Annotated in this window: 14 protein-coding genes and 1 pseudogene; 10 read left to right on the top strand and 5 right to left on the bottom strand. The window is 59.1% G+C overall.

The annotated features are described in order from the left end of the window. Window positions 1-88 precede the first annotated feature (88 nt). On the top strand, window positions 89-1,159 hold the full coding sequence (gene rlmM, locus ACOZK9_RS15385; RefSeq protein ID WP_058411041.1) for a 23S rRNA (cytidine(2498)-2'-O)-methyltransferase RlmM: 1,071 nt from the start codon (window positions 89-91) through the stop codon (window positions 1,157-1,159). Between the two features lie 57 nt (window positions 1,160-1,216). Here the strand turns inward: rlmM and ACOZK9_RS15380 are convergent, their stop codons facing one another. Further along, window positions 1,217-1,435, bottom strand: coding sequence for a hypothetical protein (locus tag ACOZK9_RS15380; RefSeq protein WP_152749738.1), 219 nt, complete (start codon window positions 1,433-1,435; stop codon window positions 1,217-1,219). Between the two features lie 376 nt (window positions 1,436-1,811). On the opposite strand from ACOZK9_RS15380, the gene tusA reads away from it, so the two are divergent. Continuing rightward, window positions 1,812-2,063 (top strand): sulfurtransferase TusA, encoded by a 252-nt coding sequence (tusA, locus tag ACOZK9_RS15375; protein ID WP_058411039.1) that lies wholly within the window; start codon window positions 1,812-1,814, stop codon window positions 2,061-2,063. Here tusA and ACOZK9_RS15370 read toward each other — a convergent pair. Continuing rightward, complete coding sequence (locus ACOZK9_RS15370; RefSeq protein WP_421556152.1) at window positions 2,060-3,454, bottom strand: MATE family efflux transporter; 1,395 nt, start codon at window positions 3,452-3,454, stop codon at window positions 2,060-2,062. The genes tusA and ACOZK9_RS15370 overlap by 4 nt on opposite strands. Window positions 3,455-3,636: 182 nt before the next feature. Here ACOZK9_RS15370 and pdxB point away from each other — a divergent pair, with 182 nt between their 5' ends. Then, window positions 3,637-4,779 (top strand): 4-phosphoerythronate dehydrogenase PdxB, encoded by a 1,143-nt coding sequence (gene pdxB, locus ACOZK9_RS15365; RefSeq protein ID WP_421556151.1) that lies wholly within the window; start codon window positions 3,637-3,639, stop codon window positions 4,777-4,779. Between the two features lie 53 nt (window positions 4,780-4,832). Here pdxB and ACOZK9_RS15360 read toward each other — a convergent pair whose 3' ends face one another. Further along, on the bottom strand, window positions 4,833-5,006 hold the full coding sequence (locus tag ACOZK9_RS15360) for a PA1571 family protein (protein ID WP_058411036.1): 174 nt from the start codon (window positions 5,004-5,006) through the stop codon (window positions 4,833-4,835). A 246-nt stretch (window positions 5,007-5,252) separates the two neighbouring features. Here ACOZK9_RS15360 and ACOZK9_RS15355 point away from each other — a divergent pair, with 246 nt between their 5' ends. Then, the gene (locus tag ACOZK9_RS15355; RefSeq protein ID WP_172979773.1) at window positions 5,253-7,034 is read left to right on the top strand and encodes an ABC transporter transmembrane domain-containing protein; all 1,782 of its coding nucleotides are present in this window, start codon (window positions 5,253-5,255) and stop codon (window positions 7,032-7,034) included. Between the two features lie 63 nt (window positions 7,035-7,097). Further along, window positions 7,098-7,865: pseudogene (locus tag ACOZK9_RS15350) on the top strand (Fic family protein); the annotation flags it as partial. Between the two features lie 107 nt (window positions 7,866-7,972). Here ACOZK9_RS15350 and ACOZK9_RS15345 read toward each other — a convergent pair. Continuing rightward, on the bottom strand, window positions 7,973-9,901 hold the full coding sequence (locus ACOZK9_RS15345) for a transglycosylase SLT domain-containing protein (protein ID WP_421556150.1): 1,929 nt from the start codon (window positions 9,899-9,901) through the stop codon (window positions 7,973-7,975). Window positions 9,902-10,114: 213 nt separating this feature from the next. On the opposite strand from ACOZK9_RS15345, the gene ACOZK9_RS15340 reads away from it, so the two are divergent. Next, window positions 10,115-12,031, top strand: coding sequence for an ATP-binding cassette domain-containing protein (locus ACOZK9_RS15340; protein ID WP_058411032.1), 1,917 nt, complete (start codon window positions 10,115-10,117; stop codon window positions 12,029-12,031). 122 nt (window positions 12,032-12,153) lie between these two features. On the opposite strand, the gene ACOZK9_RS15335 is transcribed toward ACOZK9_RS15340, so the two are convergent. Further along, window positions 12,154-12,600 (bottom strand): universal stress protein, encoded by a 447-nt coding sequence (locus ACOZK9_RS15335; RefSeq protein ID WP_058411031.1) that lies wholly within the window; start codon window positions 12,598-12,600, stop codon window positions 12,154-12,156. Window positions 12,601-12,705: 105 nt separating this feature from the next. Between ACOZK9_RS15335 and ACOZK9_RS15330 the strand changes: the two genes are divergently transcribed. The 4 genes from ACOZK9_RS15330 (at window position 12,706) to ACOZK9_RS15315 (ending at window position 17,330) form a co-directional block, all read left to right on the top strand. Next, window positions 12,706-13,143, top strand: coding sequence for a hypothetical protein (locus tag ACOZK9_RS15330; RefSeq protein ID WP_058411030.1), 438 nt, complete (start codon window positions 12,706-12,708; stop codon window positions 13,141-13,143). A gap of 500 nt (window positions 13,144-13,643) precedes the next feature. After that, window positions 13,644-15,791: a fatty acid oxidation complex subunit alpha FadB gene (gene fadB, locus ACOZK9_RS15325; RefSeq protein WP_058411029.1), complete on the top strand. Its 2,148-nt coding sequence runs from the start codon at window positions 13,644-13,646 to the stop codon at window positions 15,789-15,791. A 29-nt stretch (window positions 15,792-15,820) separates the two neighbouring features. Then, window positions 15,821-16,996 carry an acetyl-CoA C-acyltransferase FadA gene (fadA, locus tag ACOZK9_RS15320; RefSeq protein WP_058411028.1) on the top strand — a complete coding sequence of 392 codons (1,176 nt, stop codon included), beginning with the start codon at window positions 15,821-15,823 and terminating at the stop codon, window positions 16,994-16,996. A gap of 97 nt (window positions 16,997-17,093) precedes the next feature. Next, entirely contained in the window at window positions 17,094-17,330 is a 237-nt protein-coding gene (locus ACOZK9_RS15315; protein ID WP_058411027.1) for a DUF1653 domain-containing protein, read from the top strand. Window positions 17,331-17,343 lie beyond the last annotated feature (13 nt).

Below are 17,343 nucleotides of genomic sequence, written 5' to 3'. Positions count from 1 at the left end.
GTTGAGTCCAAGGTTCCGAACTCGGCTATCATGCGCGCGTTTTCATGACAGGCATTGCGATAGCGCAAGCCAGTTGCCAGGAGAGTCAATGAACACCCTTTTTATGCACTGCCGCCCAGGTTTTGAAGGCGAAGTCTGTTCCGAGATCGCGGAACACGCCGCGCGCCTGAACGTTTCCGGCTATGCCAAAACCAAAACCGGCAGCGCTTGCGCCGAATTTGTCTGCACCGAAGAAGACGGCGCGCAGCGCCTGATGCACGGCCAGCGGTTTGCCGAGCTGATCTTTCCGCGGCAGTGGGCGCGCGGTGTGTTTATCGACCTGCCGGAAACCGACCGCATCAGCGTGATCCTCGCGCACCTGCAAGGCTTCCCGGTGTGCGGCAGCCTGTGGCTGGAAATGGTCGACACGAATGACGGCAAGGAGCTTTCGAACTTCTGCAAGAAATTCGAAGTGCACCTGCGCAAGGCTTTGTTGAACGCCGGCAAGCTGGTCGACGACCCGAGCAAACCGCGCCTGCTGCTGACCTTCAAAAGCGGCCGTGAAGTGTTCATGGGCCTGGCCGAATCGAACAACTCGGCGATGTGGCCGATGGGCATCCCGCGCCTCAAGTTCCCACGCGACGCGCCAAGCCGTTCGACCTTGAAGCTGGAAGAAGCCTGGCACCACTTTATCCCGCGCGACCAGTGGGATGAACGCCTGCACGGTGACATGACCGGCGTCGACCTCGGCGCGGCCCCCGGCGGCTGGACCTGGCAACTGGTCAACCGCGGCATGCTGGTCACGGCTATCGACAACGGCCCAATGGCTGAAAGCCTGATGGACACCGGCCTGGTGCAGCACTTGATGGCAGACGGCTTCACCTTCGTGCCCAAGCAGCCGGTGGACTGGATGGTGTGTGACATCGTTGAAAAACCGGCGCGCAATGCGGCGCTGCTGGAAACCTGGATTGGCGAGGGCCATTGCCGCGAAGCCGTGGTGAACCTGAAGCTACCGATGAAGCAGCGTTATGCTGAGGTAAAACGCCTGCTGGAGCGCATCGAAGAAGGCTTCAAGGCACGTGGCATTCGCGTGGAAATCGGCTGCAAACAGCTCTACCACGACCGCGAAGAAGTCACCTGCCACCTGCGCCGCCTGGTTGATGTGAAGAAGCGCAAGTAATCGCGTTCATCTCGTACCAACGCCTGAAGAAATGCTTCAGGCGTTAAACGCGAAGGTTTAATCTTCATGTTCATCAATAATCGAAACACTTTGAATGTCTGTAAGGTAGATGTCACCGTAAGTTCCATCTTGGTATTCCACTCTCATCACCTCGTGGCCGTTTTTTGTAGAGAGTCCCGTAAACTTATGAGTATGTGTCTGATTGAGTTTGTTAGTGACCTTCACACTGAAGGATTCCGGGTCTTTCAATACGGCTTTGATTTCATCTAAAGTCATTGTTAAGTCACTCTAATCAAATGAGTAATCAGTTTTTCACCCAACCGAATGCTACGTATACTGTCAAGTCTGACAGTTTTTTAGATGATTTTTTCATGTTCATTGTTTTTTTGAGTTATATAGGGTAGGCATTTGAGTCAGTTGTTTTGACTCGGTCGGGACGATTTATAGAATCAGTATTTAATTAAGTGGTTTGGGGATGTCGCAAGCACGCAAGCGGCCTTCCGTTCGAAAACGCCTTGCAGCACTACCGAAAACGCCTCTGAAGAGTTACGTATCTGCCAGAGGATATCAAGGCAGCGAATTTTCAAATACACCTGATCTGGTGGTGGTGCGGAATTTGGGCAACAATGCACGCCAGTTTCAGGAGTAAACAATGAGCGACACTTTTCACACCGCTGTCGACGGCACCCTCGACGCCACCGGCCTTAACTGCCCGGAACCGGTGATGATGCTGCACCAGCACATCCGCGATTTACCGCCGGGCGGCTTGCTCAAGGTGATCGCGACCGACCCTTCGACCCGCCGCGATATTCCCAAGTTTTGTGTGTTCCTTGACCACGAACTGGTCGATCAGCAGGAGCAGGCCGGGACGTACCTGTACTGGATTCGCAAAAAGGCCGATTAACCGCGCGCCTTGTGTGCGTGAATCTGCCGGCGTGCACTGCGCGCCAGGCGCACCAGCAACATCCCCGCCGCACAGCTCAGGCCCACGATCAGCCCTTGCCATAAACCGCTGGGGCCGCTGGGTTCGCCGAGCCAGTCAGTCAGCCCCAACGCATAACCCACCGGCAGCCCCACGCCCCAATAGGCGAACAAGGTCAGCACCATGGTTACGCGCGTGTCTTGATAACCGCGCAAGGCGCCGGCGGCGGTGACCTGGATCGAGTCCGAGAACTGGAACAGCGCAGAGAACACGATCAGCGTCGACGCGAGGTGAATCACAATCGGGTCCGGCGTGTAGATCGCCGCGATCTGCTCGCGAAACAACAACATCAGGCTGCACGACAGGCAGGCATACGCCAGCGCGGTGCCCATGCCGACGCCAGCGGCAAAACGTGCCTCACGCGGTTCGCCACGCCCCAGCGCCTGGCCGACACGCACGGTCACGGCGATGCTCAGGGAATACGGGATCATGAACACCAGCGAGCTGACATTCAGCGCGATCTGGTGGCCGGACACCACCGTGGCGCCCAAACTGCCGATCAACAGCGCGATGACTGCGAAGATGCTCGATTCGGCGAAAATCGCGATGCCAATCGGCAGGCCAATGTTCAGCAGGCGCTTGATCACCGCCCATTGCGGCCAGTCAAAACGCTTGAACAGTTCGCAACGCTGGTACGCCGGGCCCCAGCGCGTCCAACCGGCCAAACCGAGCATCATCACCCACATCGCGATGGCCGTGGCCCAGCCGCAGCCCACGCCGCCCATGGCTGGTACGCCGAAATGGCCATAGATGAAGATGTAGTTCAGCGGGATATTCAACGCCAACCCGCACAGGCCCATGACCATGCTCGGCCGCGTGCGGCCCAAGCCATCACTGAAACAGCGCAGCACGTAGTACAGCGCAATGGCCGGCATCCCGGCGGCGATGCCATACAAGTAACCCATCGACGGCGTGATCAGGTCGGGCTCGACCTTCATCGCCTGCAGGATCGGCTCGGCGCTGAGCAGCAACAGGGACGCCGTGATCCCGACCACGACAGCCAGCCATAGCGACTGGCGCACCAGCGGGCCAATCTCGCCGTAGTGGCCTGCACCGTAGCGCTGCGCGACTTTCGGCGTGGTCGCCAGCAGCGTGCCGGTCATCAGCAGGTAAACCGGAATCCAGATCGAGTTGCCCAGGCCCACCGCCGCCAGGTCCTGCGGGCTGACGCGACCTGCCATCACCGCGTCGACAAAGCTCATCGCAGTGGTGGCCAGTTGGCCAATCATGATCGGCAAGGCGAGCGTCAACAGGTCGCGCACTTCCCGGCTGATGCGGGCGGGGCGGGTGATGGAGGCGGTGGCAGTGTTCACGTACAAGTGTCCAGTTAAGTGTGGCTGAGGACGGCGGAGTCTACGCCTTGACGCAATGGTCAGGAAAAAACCTGTGTTAGCGATTTGTAAGCGATTTACCGCTGCGCAAGCTGGCTTGCCCGCTCGCCACCACAACGCAGGTCGCTTCCCTGTACACTGCTGTTCCGCGAAAGGAGCCTGCCATGCTGATTGTTGCCGACGAAAATATCCCACTGCTTGATGCCTTCTTCGAAGGGTTTGGCGAGATTCGCCGGGTGCCCGGCCGGTCCATCGACCGCGCCACGGTCGAGCAGGCGGATGTGCTGCTGGTGCGTTCGGTAACCAACGTCAACCGCGCCTTGCTTGAAGGCACGCAGGTGCGGTTTGTCGGCACCTGCACCATCGGCACCGATCACCTGGACCTGGGCTACTTCAAGCAGGCCGGTATCCAGTGGTCGAGCGCGCCGGGCTGCAATGCGCGTGGCGTGGTGGACTACGTGCTGGGCAGCTTGCAAACCCTGGCCGAAATTGAAGGCGTCGACCTCACTCAGCGTACCTACGGCGTGGTCGGCGCGGGTGAAGTGGGCGGGCGCCTGGTCAAGGTGCTCAAGGGTTTGGGCTGGAACGTGCTGGTATGTGACCCGCCGCGCCAGATCGCCGAAGACGCTGATTACGTCAGCCTTGAGCAAATTATCGCGCAGTGCGACGTGATCAGCCTGCACACGCCGCTGACCAAGTCCGGCAACGGCTCTACCTGGCACTTGCTCGATCGTCAGCGTCTTCAGCGCCTCAAGCCCGGCACTTGGTTGATCAACGCCAGCCGTGGCCCGGTGGTGGACAACGCCGCGCTGCGCGACGTGTTGCTGGAACGTGAGGACTTACAGGCCGTTCTGGACGTGTGGGAGGGCGAGCCTGAGGTAGACGTCCACCTGGCTCACCTGTGCGTGTTGGCCACGCCGCACATTGCCGGTTACAGCCTGGACGGTAAACAGCGCGGCACCGCGCAGATTTACCAGGCGTTCTGCGCCCATCTTGGCCAAGCGCCGAGCATTCAATTAAGTGATTTGTTGCCGGCGCCGTGGCTGGCTGAAGTGCATTTGAATGCCGCCACTGACCCTGCCTGGGCATTGGCGACCTTGTGCCGCAGCGTGTACGACCCGCGCCGCGATGATGCGGATTTCCGCCGCAGCCTTGTAGGAACAGTTCAACAACAGCGCGAGGCGTTCGACCTGCTGCGCAAGCATTACCCGCTGCGCCGTGAGATCGATGGCTTGAAGGTGCGCATCAACGGCGAGCCAGCCGGTTTGGCGCGCATCGTCGCTGCGTTGGGCGCCGAAGCGCTTTAAACAGCCACAAAAAACCCGGTCACTTGGGCCGGGTTTGAAAGAGCGTGGGCGCTTCAGCCTCGCTGCGCAGGTTTTACCAGGCGCTGTTCCAACTCGCTGCACGCTTGCTGGATCATCTCTTCGGTAATCTGCACTTCGCGGCCTTGGGCGTCGATCACCGAGCAAGGCAGATGCTGCGGTTGGCGGATTACTTCAATTTTGGCGTCGCTGCTAGTTTGCAAGGTCATGGCCTGTCTCCTCATCAGGTTGTGTACCTACTCTAATTCCCCCGCGTGACCAAGCTATTACAAGTCCTTACAAAGTCACCGGTTCGAACGCTCAGTCGACCAGAAATCGATACGAATTTCCAGCCAATCGTTAGACCGATAGCCTCTATTAGCCTGTGTCTGCGGGCATAATTAACCTGACTCATTGTTATTTACTCAAGTTCCCCCAATGTTCAGGTGTAGCGACTTCTATTCCTCACGCAGGTGATGCCCTCCATGTTTTCAGCCCGTCAACGCCGCGCGATTCGCCTGGCCAGCCGCTTTATTGCGCCCTATCGCTGGCAGGCGCTGGGTGCCTTGTTGGCGCTGATCGTTACCGCCGGCATTACCTTGTCCATGGGGCAGGGCATCCGCCTGCTGGTAGACCAAGGCTTCATGACACAATCTCCGCACCTGCTTAACCAGTCGATTGGCCTGTTTATGCTGCTGGTGCTGGGTTTGGCGGTGGGCACGTTCTCGCGGTTTTATCTGGTGTCGTGGATCGGCGAGCGGGTCGTCGCGGACATTCGCCGCCAGGTGTTCAGCCACTTGATCTACCTGCACCCGGGTTTCTACGAGAACAACCGCAGCTCGGAAATCCAGTCACGGCTGACCACCGACACCACGTTGCTGCAGTCGGTGATCGGTTCGTCGCTGTCGCTGTTCCTGCGCAATGCGCTGATGGTGATCGGCGGCATCGTGTTGCTGTTTGTCACCAACCCCAAGCTCACCAGCATCGTGGTGGTGGCCCTGCCGTTGGTGCTGGCGCCGATTCTGATTTTTGGTCGCCGCGTACGCAGCTTGTCGCGCCAGAGCCAGGACCGCATCGCCGATGTTGGCAGCTATGTGTCCGAAACCCTTGGTCAAATCAAGACCGTGCAGGCGTACAACCATCAGGTGCAGGACGAACAGCGCTTCGCCGTCACCGTGGAGCAGGCGTTTGCCACCGCGCGCAAACGCATTGTGCAGCGCGCGTGGCTGATCACGTTGGTGATCATGCTGGTGCTCGGCGCTGTGGGCGTGATGCTTTGGGTCGGTGGCATGGACGTGATCGGCGGGCGCATTTCCGGCGGTGAGCTGGCGGCGTTTGTGTTTTACAGCTTGATCGTCGGCAGCGCTGTCGGCACTTTGAGCGAGGTGCTGGGCGAGCTGCAACGCGCCGCGGGCGCCGCCGAGCGGATCGGCGAATTATTGCAGTCGAGCAATGAAATTCAGGCGCCCGCCAGCGGCACCGTGCAACTGCCGCAGCGCGTGAGCGGGCGTACGCAGTTGCAGGACCTGCGCTTTTCCTACCCTTCGCGCCCGGACAGCTATGCCATCGACGGCTTGAACCTGACGATCAATCCAGGCGAAACCCTGGCGCTGGTAGGCCCGTCCGGTGCGGGTAAATCAACCCTCTTTGACCTGCTGCTGCGTTTCTACGACCCGCAGCAAGGCCGCATCCTGCTCGAAGGGCACCCGCTGACCGAACTCGACCCGATGGACCTGCGCCGTCATTTCGCGCTGGTCTCGCAAAGCCCCGCGCTGTTTTTTGGCAGCGTCGAAGAAAACATCCGCTACGGCAACCCGTCTGCCACGCGCGAGGAAGTCGAAGCCGCCGCGCGCATCGCTCACGCCCACGACTTCATCCTGCAAATGCCCGAGGGTTACCAAACCCACCTCGGCGACGGCGGCATGGGCCTCTCCGGTGGCCAACGGCAACGCCTGGCCATCGCCCGCGCGCTGCTGGTGGACGCGCCGATCCTGCTGCTGGACGAAGCCACCAGCGCCCTGGATGCGCAGAGTGAACACCTGATCCAGCAAGCGCTGCCGCAACTGATGCAAGGCCGCACCACGCTGGTGATCGCGCACCGCTTGGCCACCGTGAAGAACGCCGACCGGATTGCGGTGATGGACCAAGGCCAGTTGGTCGCGGTGGGCACGCATCAGCAATTGATTGCGAGCAACCCGCTGTATGCGCGGCTGGCGGCATTGCAGTTCAGTGACGGGGTGCAAGTGCAAGCGCAATGAAGCTGCCGACCGGCGTCTGCATGAGGCATCATATGGGCTTTGGTTATTGATCTGGATGAGGACATGGGCCGTTATCAACCTCCGTTGACGCTGACTACAAAGATGCTCGCGCTGATAGCCGAGATCAGTGAGCAGATCGGTCAACTCTCGATCGGTGACGACACTCGTCAGACGCCTCAGCTAAGGCGTGGCAACCGTATTCGCACGATCCAGGCCTCGCTGGCGATCGAGAACAATACCCTGAGCGTCGAGCAGGTGAGCGCCGTGTTAGAGGGCAAACGCGTGTTGGGTTTGCCCCGGGAAATCCAGGAAGTACGTAACGCATTTGCAGCGTACGAAGCGATGGCGCACTGGGTGTCGAGTGATCGTGCTGACCTGTTGAAGGCTCACGAATTGTTGATGTTTGGGTTGATCGACGATGCTGGCCAGTTGCGTCAGGCCGGTGTCGGTATTTATCGCGGCGATCAATTAGTGCATATGGCGCCGCCCGCGAGCCGTGTAACGCACCTTGTCGATGACTTGCTGCAATGGTTGTCGCTGTCTGATTGGCATCCGCTGATCGCCAGCTGCGTATTTCATTACGAATTCGAATTTATCCATCCTTTCGCTGACGGCAATGGGCGGATGGGACGGCTCTGGCAAACCTTGATTCTCAGCCAATGGCGCCCCATCCTGGCCTACATGCCTGTAGAAGCGGTGATACGCGAGCAGCAGGACGCCTACTATGCCGCACTATCAGCCGCCGACCAGCAGGCCGAGGCGACGCCCTTTGTCGAATTTATGCTACAGGCGCTAAACCTGGCCTTGGCCGAAGCCGTACAAAGCGAGCGCTCACTCGCCCCATAAAAAAATGCCCGCATTGCTCAATGCGGGCATTATTCTTCAAGCTTCAAGCTTCAAGCTTCAAGCTTCAAGCTACAAGCTAAAAGCTGCCTCTCTTACTGATCATCAAAATACCGCTCATGCCAATCCACCAGCGGTTGCGGTGAGTTGAGTTTCTGCCCGTAGATCACCGAATAAGACAGCACGTTCTGTACATACTGGCGGGTTTCGTCGAACGGAATGCTTTCCACCCAAACATCAAAACTCAGGTGGTCGGCGCCGCGCAGCCACTGGCGCACACGGCCGGGGCCAGCGTTGTAGGCGGCGGAGGCGAGCACGCGGTTGCCGTTGAACTGGCTGTGCACCTGGCTCAGGTAAGCGGCGCCGAGCTGGATGTTTTTGTCCGGGTCCAACACTTGTGCCGGGGAAGCCAGCGGGATACTGAACTTGCGTGCGGTTTCCTTGGCGGTGCCGGGCATCAGTTGCATCAGGCCGCTGGCGCCGACGCCGGAGCGCGCGTCGTCCATAAACGCGCTTTCCTGGCGAGTGATTGCGAACACCCAGCTGGAATGCAGGCCGCGCACTTTGGCTTCGCGCACCAGCGTGTCGCGGTGGGCCATCGGGAAACGGATGTCCAGGTCGTCCCAGTACTGCGCCTGGCTGATGGTGCGGATTGCCGGGAAGTACCACTTCATGTCGTAGGCCAGTTTGGCCTGGGCGACCATTTCATCGCGGTTGAAGTGACGGCTGACGTGGTACCACTCGCGACGGCCATCGACGATTTGGCCGCGTGCGTAGAACTCCAGGGCCCGGCGTACACCGGGCGTATTGCGCACCTTGTTGACCAGCGCCTGGCTCATCACCAGCGGTTTGTTTTTCAGCTGATACGGGGCTTTGGAGCGATCCGCCGCGAGGAAGCCGTAGAAGTCACGTTCCTGCGCGAGGTTTTTGTACAGCACCAGCGGTTGCGGGTTTTTCGGCTCGGCCAGCTCCAGGCTACGCGCTTGCCAGTAACGCCAGCGGTTGGTGGTCGCAAGGTCCTGCGGCAGCTTGCGGGTCAACTGGTAGGCATCTTCCCAGCGCGCCAAACGCAACAGCAGGCGCAGGCGCCATTCGGAGACGGTGTTATCGCGCAACTCGGGGTCGTATTGGGTCATGACATCCAGCGCGCGCGGGTCATAACGGCGCGCCAGGGTCAGGCCGATTTCGCGGGCGATCGACACTTTTTCGTCACGCGAGAAGTGCATGCTGCTGGCGTAACCGTCGAGCAGGGCCATGGCCTTGTCCGGGTCCTGGCGTGCCAGGCGGCGCAGGCCAAGGCCCACCGCGTCAGACATGGCCTCGTTGGCCGGCAGGAAGCGCGACGGGTCGCCGAGCATGTCGGGCCTCTGCGCCACGTCCACCATCAAACGGCCCTGAGCGCCGAGGGTTGGCAAGGTTTTCACCAGGCTGTTGGCCAGCGCGTAGTTGCGGGCTTCGGCGGCGAGCTTGGTGCGGTCCCAGATTTTTTGTTCGGTGAGTTGGCCGTCGGCCGCCCACTGGCCGAAGGTGGTATCACACGCGGTCGGCTGGGATTTGCCGGTCAGCCAGAGTTTTTCGGTGTTCTTGTAGCCTTCGGCTTTCAGGTTATGCGTGAGCTGGTACTGGGCTTGCAGGCAGTCCAGCTCAACAAAGTTGAGTTTGGCGTCGTAGTACTTTTCAAAGGTCTGCCAGTCGCCCCGGTCGGCCAGCCAGCGCAACCAGCGCAGCTTCATCCAGTTGGCCTGGGGCAGGTCGCCGTTTTTGGCGAGGAACTGTTCGATTTCCTCGTTGCTCGCGGTTTTCAGGCGTGCGGTCAGCTCGTCGTAGGCCAGGTACGGCGTCAGCGGGTAGTCGGCCAACGCCTGGCTGTATTGCATGTAAGGGCCGCTGTCGCCCCTGGCCAAGGCGCGTTTGGCCTCATCGTAATATTGACGTTGGGTGGTGAGGTCCACGGCCTGGGCGGATTGAACGGCGGTGGCGGAAAGAAGCAGGCAAGATAAAAAATTGAAAAGGCGACTGCGCATGAGACGTCCGTGCAGAGAAATCACGACTAGCACCGGCATCGCCGACACTGATTGCCCCTAGCTTAGCCTTTTGCTTGCAGCCGTTGAAAGCTTTGCCAGCCGGTTGGTTGAAGTTGGTCGTAAATGTCGTTCAGAACGTGTCGATAGCGAAAATGCAGACCGCATCCCACCTTCAAGTCAGGTAGAATGCGCGCCCAGTTTTTGGAGAAGTGTATGACCCTGCTCAAATTCAGCGATGTGTCCCTTGCTTTCGGCGCTATGCCGTTGTTGGACAAGGTGTCCTGGCAGATCGCCCGTGGTGAGCGGGTGTGCATCATCGGCCGCAACGGCACCGGCAAGTCCAGCATGATGAAGCTGGTAAAAGGCGACCAAAAGCCCGATGAGGGCTCTGTTTGGCGCGCGCCCGGCCTCAAAATTGGTGAATTGCCGCAAGAGTTGCCGGTGGCCGACGGACGGACAGTGTTCGACGTGGTCGCCGAAGGCCTCGACGGCGTGGGTGAGTTGCTCGCGCAATACCATCACCTGGCGCAGAACTGTGTGACCGACGCCGACCTGGACAAGCTCATGCATGTTCAGCAAGACCTCGAAGCCCGTGACGGCTGGCGCTTGCAGCAACTGGTCGACAGCACCTTGAGCCGCCTGCAACTGCCGGCCGACAAAACCCTGGCCGAATTGTCCGGCGGCTGGCGTCGCCGCGTCCTGCTGGCGCAGGCGCTGGTTTCCGAGCCGGACCTGCTGCTGCTCGACGAACCGACCAACCACTTGGACATCGGCGCAATCGCCTGGCTCGAAGAGGCCATCAAGGACTTCCAGGGCGCCGTGCTGTTTATCACGCACGACCGTGCTTTCCTGCAGAGCCTGGCGACGCGCATCCTCGAACTCGACCGTGGCGGCCTGATCGACTGGAACGGCGACTACGCCAGTTTCCTGGTCCACAAGGAAGCCACGCTGGCAGCTGAAGAAACCGCCAACGCGCTGTTCGACAAAAAACTGGCCCAGGAAGAAGTCTGGATCCGCCAGGGTATCAAGGCGCGCCGCACCCGTAACGAAGGCCGCGTGCGTGCCCTCAAAGCGCTGCGTAACGAGCGCAGCGAGCGTCGCGAGCGCACCGGCAAGGCCAACATTCAGCTGGACACCGCCGACAAGTCGGGCAAGCAAGTGATGGTGCTGGAGAACGTCAGCTTCCATCACCCGGACGGCCCGTTCCTGATCAAAGACTTCTCGATGGTCCTGCAGCGCGGCGACCGTATCGGCCTGCTGGGTGCCAACGGCACCGGCAAGACCACCTTGCTCAAGCTGATGCTCAATGGCCTGCAACCGACCAGCGGCACTGTGGAGGAGGGCACACGCATCGACGTGGCTTACTTCGACCAGTTGCGCCACCAGTTGGACCTGGAAAAAACCGTAATCGACAACGTTGCCGAAGGCCGCGACTTTATCGACATCGATGGCCAAAGCCGCCACGTACTCAGCTACCTGGGCGACTTTTTGTTCAGCCCGCAGCGTGCACGTACGCCGGTAAAAGCCTTGTCCGGTGGTGAGCGTGCGCGCCTGCTGCTGGCCAAACTGTTCAGCAAACCGGCCAACCTGCTGGTGCTCGACGAACCGACCAACGACCTCGACGTAGAGACGCTGGAGTTGCTGGAAGAAGTGCTGCTCACCTTCAACGGCACTGTGCTGATGGTCAGCCACGATCGGGAATTTCTCGACAACGTAGTCACCAGCACCCTGGTCTTCGAAGGTGAAGGCAAGGTGCGTGAATACGTCGGTGGTTATCAGGACTGGCTGCGTCAGGGCGGCTCGCCGCGCCTGTTGGGCGTGACCGAGAGCAAGTCCGGCAAGGCCGATTTGACCTCGGCGGTGGTTGCTCCGGCAACGGCTGCACCGGCTCAGGAAGCCGCACCGGCGGCCAAGAAAAAGCTCAGCTACAAGCTGCAACGCGAACTGGAAGCCTTGCCCGGTGAGATTGACGCCAAGGAAAAACAGATCGCTGCGGTAGAAGCTGACATGGCTGACGCGGGTTTTTACCTGCGCCCGGCGGCAGAAACCGCCAAGGTCATCGCTTCCCTGGAAACGTTGAATCAGGAGCTGGAAGTGCTGGTTGAGCGTTGGGCCGAGCTGGATGCCTGATTGATCCGCACGCACTAAAAAAAGCCCGGCACTCATTTGTATGAGTGCCGGGCTTTTTATATGAAATGCAATTCAAATGTGGGAGGAAGCAGGCTCCCTCCGACATTTGATCCTGATGGGTCTTACTTGCTGGTGTCTTTGACCAGTTTGACTGCCAGCACATCGCAGGGCGCGCCGTGCAGTACGTCATTGGCAGTTGAGCCCAGCAACAACGCCAGACCATGACGGCCGTGGCTGCCGACCACAATCAGGTCGCACTGATGTTCTTTGGCCAAGTGATGAATTTCCTGGCGGGGTTGGCCGTAAGTCAGGTGGGAATTTTCCTTGGTGATTTCCGGGTACTTGAGGATCAAGCGTTCCAGGCGCTCTTTGGCCTGATCGAACTGTTGTTGCTGCAGTTGGGACAAATCCATGGGGACGTCGCCGCCGAACGCCATGGCCATCGGCTCGACGATGTGCACCAGCGAGAGTTTGGCGTTGCTGGCGACGGCGAAGGCCCGGGCGCGCTTGATGACTGGATCGCACTCTTCAGTCAGGTCTACGGCGACCAGAATATGTTCGTAGGACATGTGGCGTTCCTCCAGGGGACTGCAATAAGTTGAGTATGGCTGCTTTCAAGCGGACTGGGTTGCGTCAGGTCATATCCGCTCATCTAGAAAATCGGGAGTACACATATGACGGTCTGGATAGTGGTGTCAATCCTTCTGGTGGTTCTGAGCCCTCTGGCATGGTTGCGCCCGTCGCGCCATCAGAGCGGGCGCATGGCCCTGCGCATGGAGGCGCGCCGCATCGGCCTGGCCATGCAGCTGTCGCCTCAGGAGTGGCCGCACTGGCTCAAGCAGGAGCCGCCGAGCCCGTGCGCGCAATATTGCAGGCCGCGGCGCGGCAGTGCGCCAGCGCTCTGGAGTTACTGGCAGTTGGAGCCGGGGGTGTGGGTCAATCGGTGGCGTGAAGTGTGTGTTGATGAGAAATTGTTACCCTATTTTGCACGGTTGCCGGACAACGTCTACAAGGTCGAGGCCGACACGCAAATGATCGCCTTGTATTGGGGCGAGAAGGGCGAAGCCAGTGTCTTGAAGGACATTGACGCGTTGCTCAAGGCATTGGCCTGAGGCAGCCCCTGCAGTGGGGGCGAGCGCGCAATAAAAAGCCCGACATCATCATCGGGCTGGAGTTGGCCAGGCAGGCCGGTAATTCTTTGATGCTGCGCCGGATGTTCATCCAGGCGCGTTACGCTTATCGCTAGCCTAGCGGTCTATCTCATTCTGTACAGCTTTTTGCCGCAGTCATTGCCTTATTGATTATGTGAATAGTCGAATATTGACGTGCCGCGTGCGCAGGCGCGCGGTTCTGAAATGACTGGAAAGTCGCGTTTTACCTAGCCTTTCGAGCGATTGACAATTACCTGGAATTGGATGAAGGTGACGTACCCAAATCAAACGGGCGTATGAATTGAGCGTTTGCCTGTCAGACGGCTCATACAGAACCCCGACTATCGCATTGGCGGGTGTGCCTGGCGGATTGGCTTGAGCATTGGCGTAATTATCAATGTCCAACCAGAGGCCAGCGTCCAGTGTGTACTGTTCAGCTTCCATATCGTGGAGATCAGTTGATGATTTACGAAGGTAAAGCCATCACGGTTAAAACTCTTGAAAGTGGCATCGTCGAATTGAAATTCGACCTCAAGGGTGAGTCCGTCAACAAGTTCAACCGTCTAACCCTGAACGAACTGCGTCAGGCCGTCGACACCATCAAAGCAGATGCTTCGGTCAAAGGCGTGATTGTCTCCAGCGGCAAGGACGTGTTTATCGTCGGCGCTGACATCACCGAATTCGTCGAAAACTTCAAGCTGCCCGATGCCGAGCTGGTGGCTGGCAACCTCGAAGCCAACAAGATTTTCAGCGATTTTGAAGACCTTAATGTGCCAACCGTTGCCGCAATCAATGGCATCGCGTTGGGCGGCGGGCTGGAAATGTGCCTGGCGGCTGACTTCCGTGTGATGTCGGCCACCGCCAAAGTGGGCCTGCCTGAAGTCAAGCTGGGCATCTACCCGGGTTTTGGCGGCACCGTGCGTTTGCCGCGCCTGATCGGCGCCGACAATGCCATCGAGTGGATTGCCGCAGGCAAAGAAAACACCGCTGAAGACGCGCTGAAAGTCGGTGCTGTTGACGCTGTGGTTGCCCCGGACAAGCTCGCCGAAGCTGCACTGAACCTGATCAAGGGCGCCATCAGCGGCGAATTTGACTACAAGGCCAAACGCCAACCGAAGCTTGAAAAACTCAAGCTCAACGCCATCGAACAAATGATGTCGTTCGAAACCGCCAAAGGTTTCGTGGCAGGCCAGGCCGGCCCGAACTACCCGGCGCCGGTTGAAGCGATCAAAACCATCCAGAAGGCCGCGAACTTCGGTCGTGACAAAGCCCTGGAAGTGGAAGCTGCAGGCTTCGTCAAACTGGCCAAGACTTCTGCTGCGCAGAGCTTGATCGGCTTGTTCCTGAATGATCAGGAACTGAAGAAAAAGGCCAAGGCCTACGACGAAATCGCTAAAGACGTGAAACAGGCCGCCGTACTCGGTGCCGGTATCATGGGCGGCGGTATCGCCTATCAATCGGCGTCCAAAGGCACGCCGATTCTGATGAAAGACATCAACGAGCACGGTATCGAGCAAGGGCTGGCCGAAGCCGCCAAGTTGCTGGTGGGCCGCGTTGATAAAGGCCGCATGACCGCTGCAAAAATGGCCGAAGTGCTTAATGGTATTCGTCCTACGCTGTCCTACGGCGATTTCGGCCACGTCGACCTGGTGGTCGAAGCGGTTGTCGAGAACCCGAAGGTCAAGCAAGCCGTGTTGGCTGAAGTAGAAGCCCACGTTAAAGACGACACCATTCTGGCGTCCAACACCTCGACCATTTCCATCAGCTTGCTGGCCAAAGCCCTCAAGCGCCCGGAAAACTTCGTCGGCATGCACTTCTTCAACCCGGTGCACATGATGCCGCTGGTGGAAGTGATCCGTGGCGAGAAGTCCAGCGAGCTGGCGGTTGCCACCACCGTTGCCTACGCGAAAAAAATGGGCAAGAACCCGATTGTGGTCAATGACTGCCCGGGCTTCCTGGTCAACCGCGTGCTGTTCCCGTACTTCGGCGGTTTCGCCAAGCTGGTCAGCGCTGGTGTCGACTTTGTGCGTATCGACAAAGTCATGGAAAAATTCGGCTGGCCAATGGGCCCGGCGTACCTGATGGACGTGGTCGGTATCGACACCGGCCACCACGGTCGCGACGTAATGGCTGAAGGCTTCCCGGACCGCATGAAAGACGACCGCCGCTCGGCGATCGACGCGCTCTACGACGCCAAACGCCTGGGCCAGAAGAACGGCAAAGGCTTCTACGCTTACGAGGCCGACAAGAAGGGCAAGCAGAAGAAAGTCGCTGACCCTTCGGTGCACGAAGTGCTCGCGCCGGTCATCTACGAGCAGCGTGAGGTGTCCGACGACGACATCATCAACTGGATGATGATCGCGCTGTGCCTGGAAACCGTGCGTTGCCTGGAAGACGGCATCGTCGAAACCGCCGCCGAAGCCGATATGGGCCTGGTGTACGGTATTGGTTTCCCTCCATTCCGTGGTGGTGCGCTGCGTTACATCGACTCGATCGGTGTGGCCGAGTTCGTTGCCCTGGCTGATCAATACGCTGATTTGGGCCCGTTGTACCACCCGACCGAAAAACTGCGTGAGATGGCCAAAAACGGCCAGCGCTTCTTCGGTTAAGTGCCCAGACGAACAGAGCGAGAATATTTATGAGCTTGAATCCAAGAGACGTGGTGATTGTCGACTTCGGTCGCACGCCGATGGGCCGCTCCAAGGGCGGCATGCACCGCAACACGCGTGCCGAGGACATGTCGGCGCACCTGATCAGCAAATTGCTGGAACGCAACGTCAAGGTCGACCCGAACGAAGTCGAAGACGTGATCTGGGGCTGCGTTAACCAGACCCTGGAGCAGGGCTGGAACATCGCGCGCATGGCCTCGTTGATGACGCAAATCCCGCACACCGCCGCCGGCCAGACCGTCAGCCGCCTGTGTGGTTCGTCGATGAGCGCGCTGCACACCGCGGCGCAAGCGATCATGACCGGCAACGGTGATGTGTTCGTGGTCGGTGGCGTGGAGCACATGGGCCACGTGAGCATGATGCACGGTGTCGACCCGAACCCGCACATGTCGCTGTATGCGGCAAAAGCCTCGGGCATGATGGGCCTTACCGCAGAAATGCTCGGCAAAATGCACGGCATTACCCGCGAAGCCCAGGACGCGTTCGGCTTGCGCTCGCACCAGCTCGCCCACAAGGCGACGCTGGAAGGCAAGTTCAAGGATGAAATCATCCCGATGAACGGCTACGACGAGAACGGTTTCCTGAAACTGTTCGACTACGACGAAACCATTCGTCCGGACACCACCCTGGAAAGCCTGGCGGCCTTGAAACCGGCCTTCAACCCCAAGGGCGGCACCGTCACAGCCGGTACGTCGTCGCAAATCACCGACGGTGCCTCGTGCATGATCGTGATGTCGGCGCAGCGTGCCCAAGACCTCGGCATCCAGCCGCTGGCGGTGATTCGTTCGATGGCGGTGGCTGGTGTGGACCCGGCAATCATGGGCTATGGTCCAGTACCCGCGACCCAAAAAGCCTTGAAGCGCGCAGGCCTGACCATCGCCGATATCGACTTCTTCGAGCTCAACGAAGCGTTCGCCGCACAGGCGCTGCCGGTGTTGAAAGATTTGAAAGTACTCGACAAGATGAACGAGAAGGTTAACCTGCACGGCGGCGCGATTGCCCTGGGCCACCCATTCGGTTGCTCCGGTGCACGTATTTCCGGCACTTTGCTTAACGTGATGAAGCAAAATGGCGGCAACCTTGGGGTTGCAACCATGTGCATTGGTCTCGGCCAAGGCATTTCCACCGTCTTCGAACGCGTTTAAGCGTTGGCTTGACGCAAGCCGGGGCCCAGTGCCCCGGTTTTTGTTTTTTGGAATTTTTAATATTTTTTTTCAACACATTTTGTAAGAGGGCCAGAGCATGAAAGTCGAACCAGGGCTCTACCAACATTATAAAGGTCCGCAGTACCGCGTTTTTAACCTGGCGCGGCACTCCGAGACCGAAGAAGAAATGGTCTTTTACCAAGCACTGTATGGCGATTACGGCTTTTGGGTACGCCCGTTGAGCATGTTCCTGGAAACCGTCGAAGTTGACGGCGAGCAGGTCCCGCGCTTTGCTCTGGTGCAGGTCGAACCCAGTCTTTTTTCAGGGCAATAACCGCAGGCCGCGC

The organism is Pseudomonas kitaguniensis, from assembly GCF_049199985.1.
GTDB classification, from domain to species: Bacteria; Pseudomonadota; Gammaproteobacteria; order Pseudomonadales; family Pseudomonadaceae; genus Aquipseudomonas; species Aquipseudomonas kitaguniensis.
Note: the sequence above shows the minus strand (reverse complement) of the source record. Positions and strands in the feature narration are given on the sequence as shown.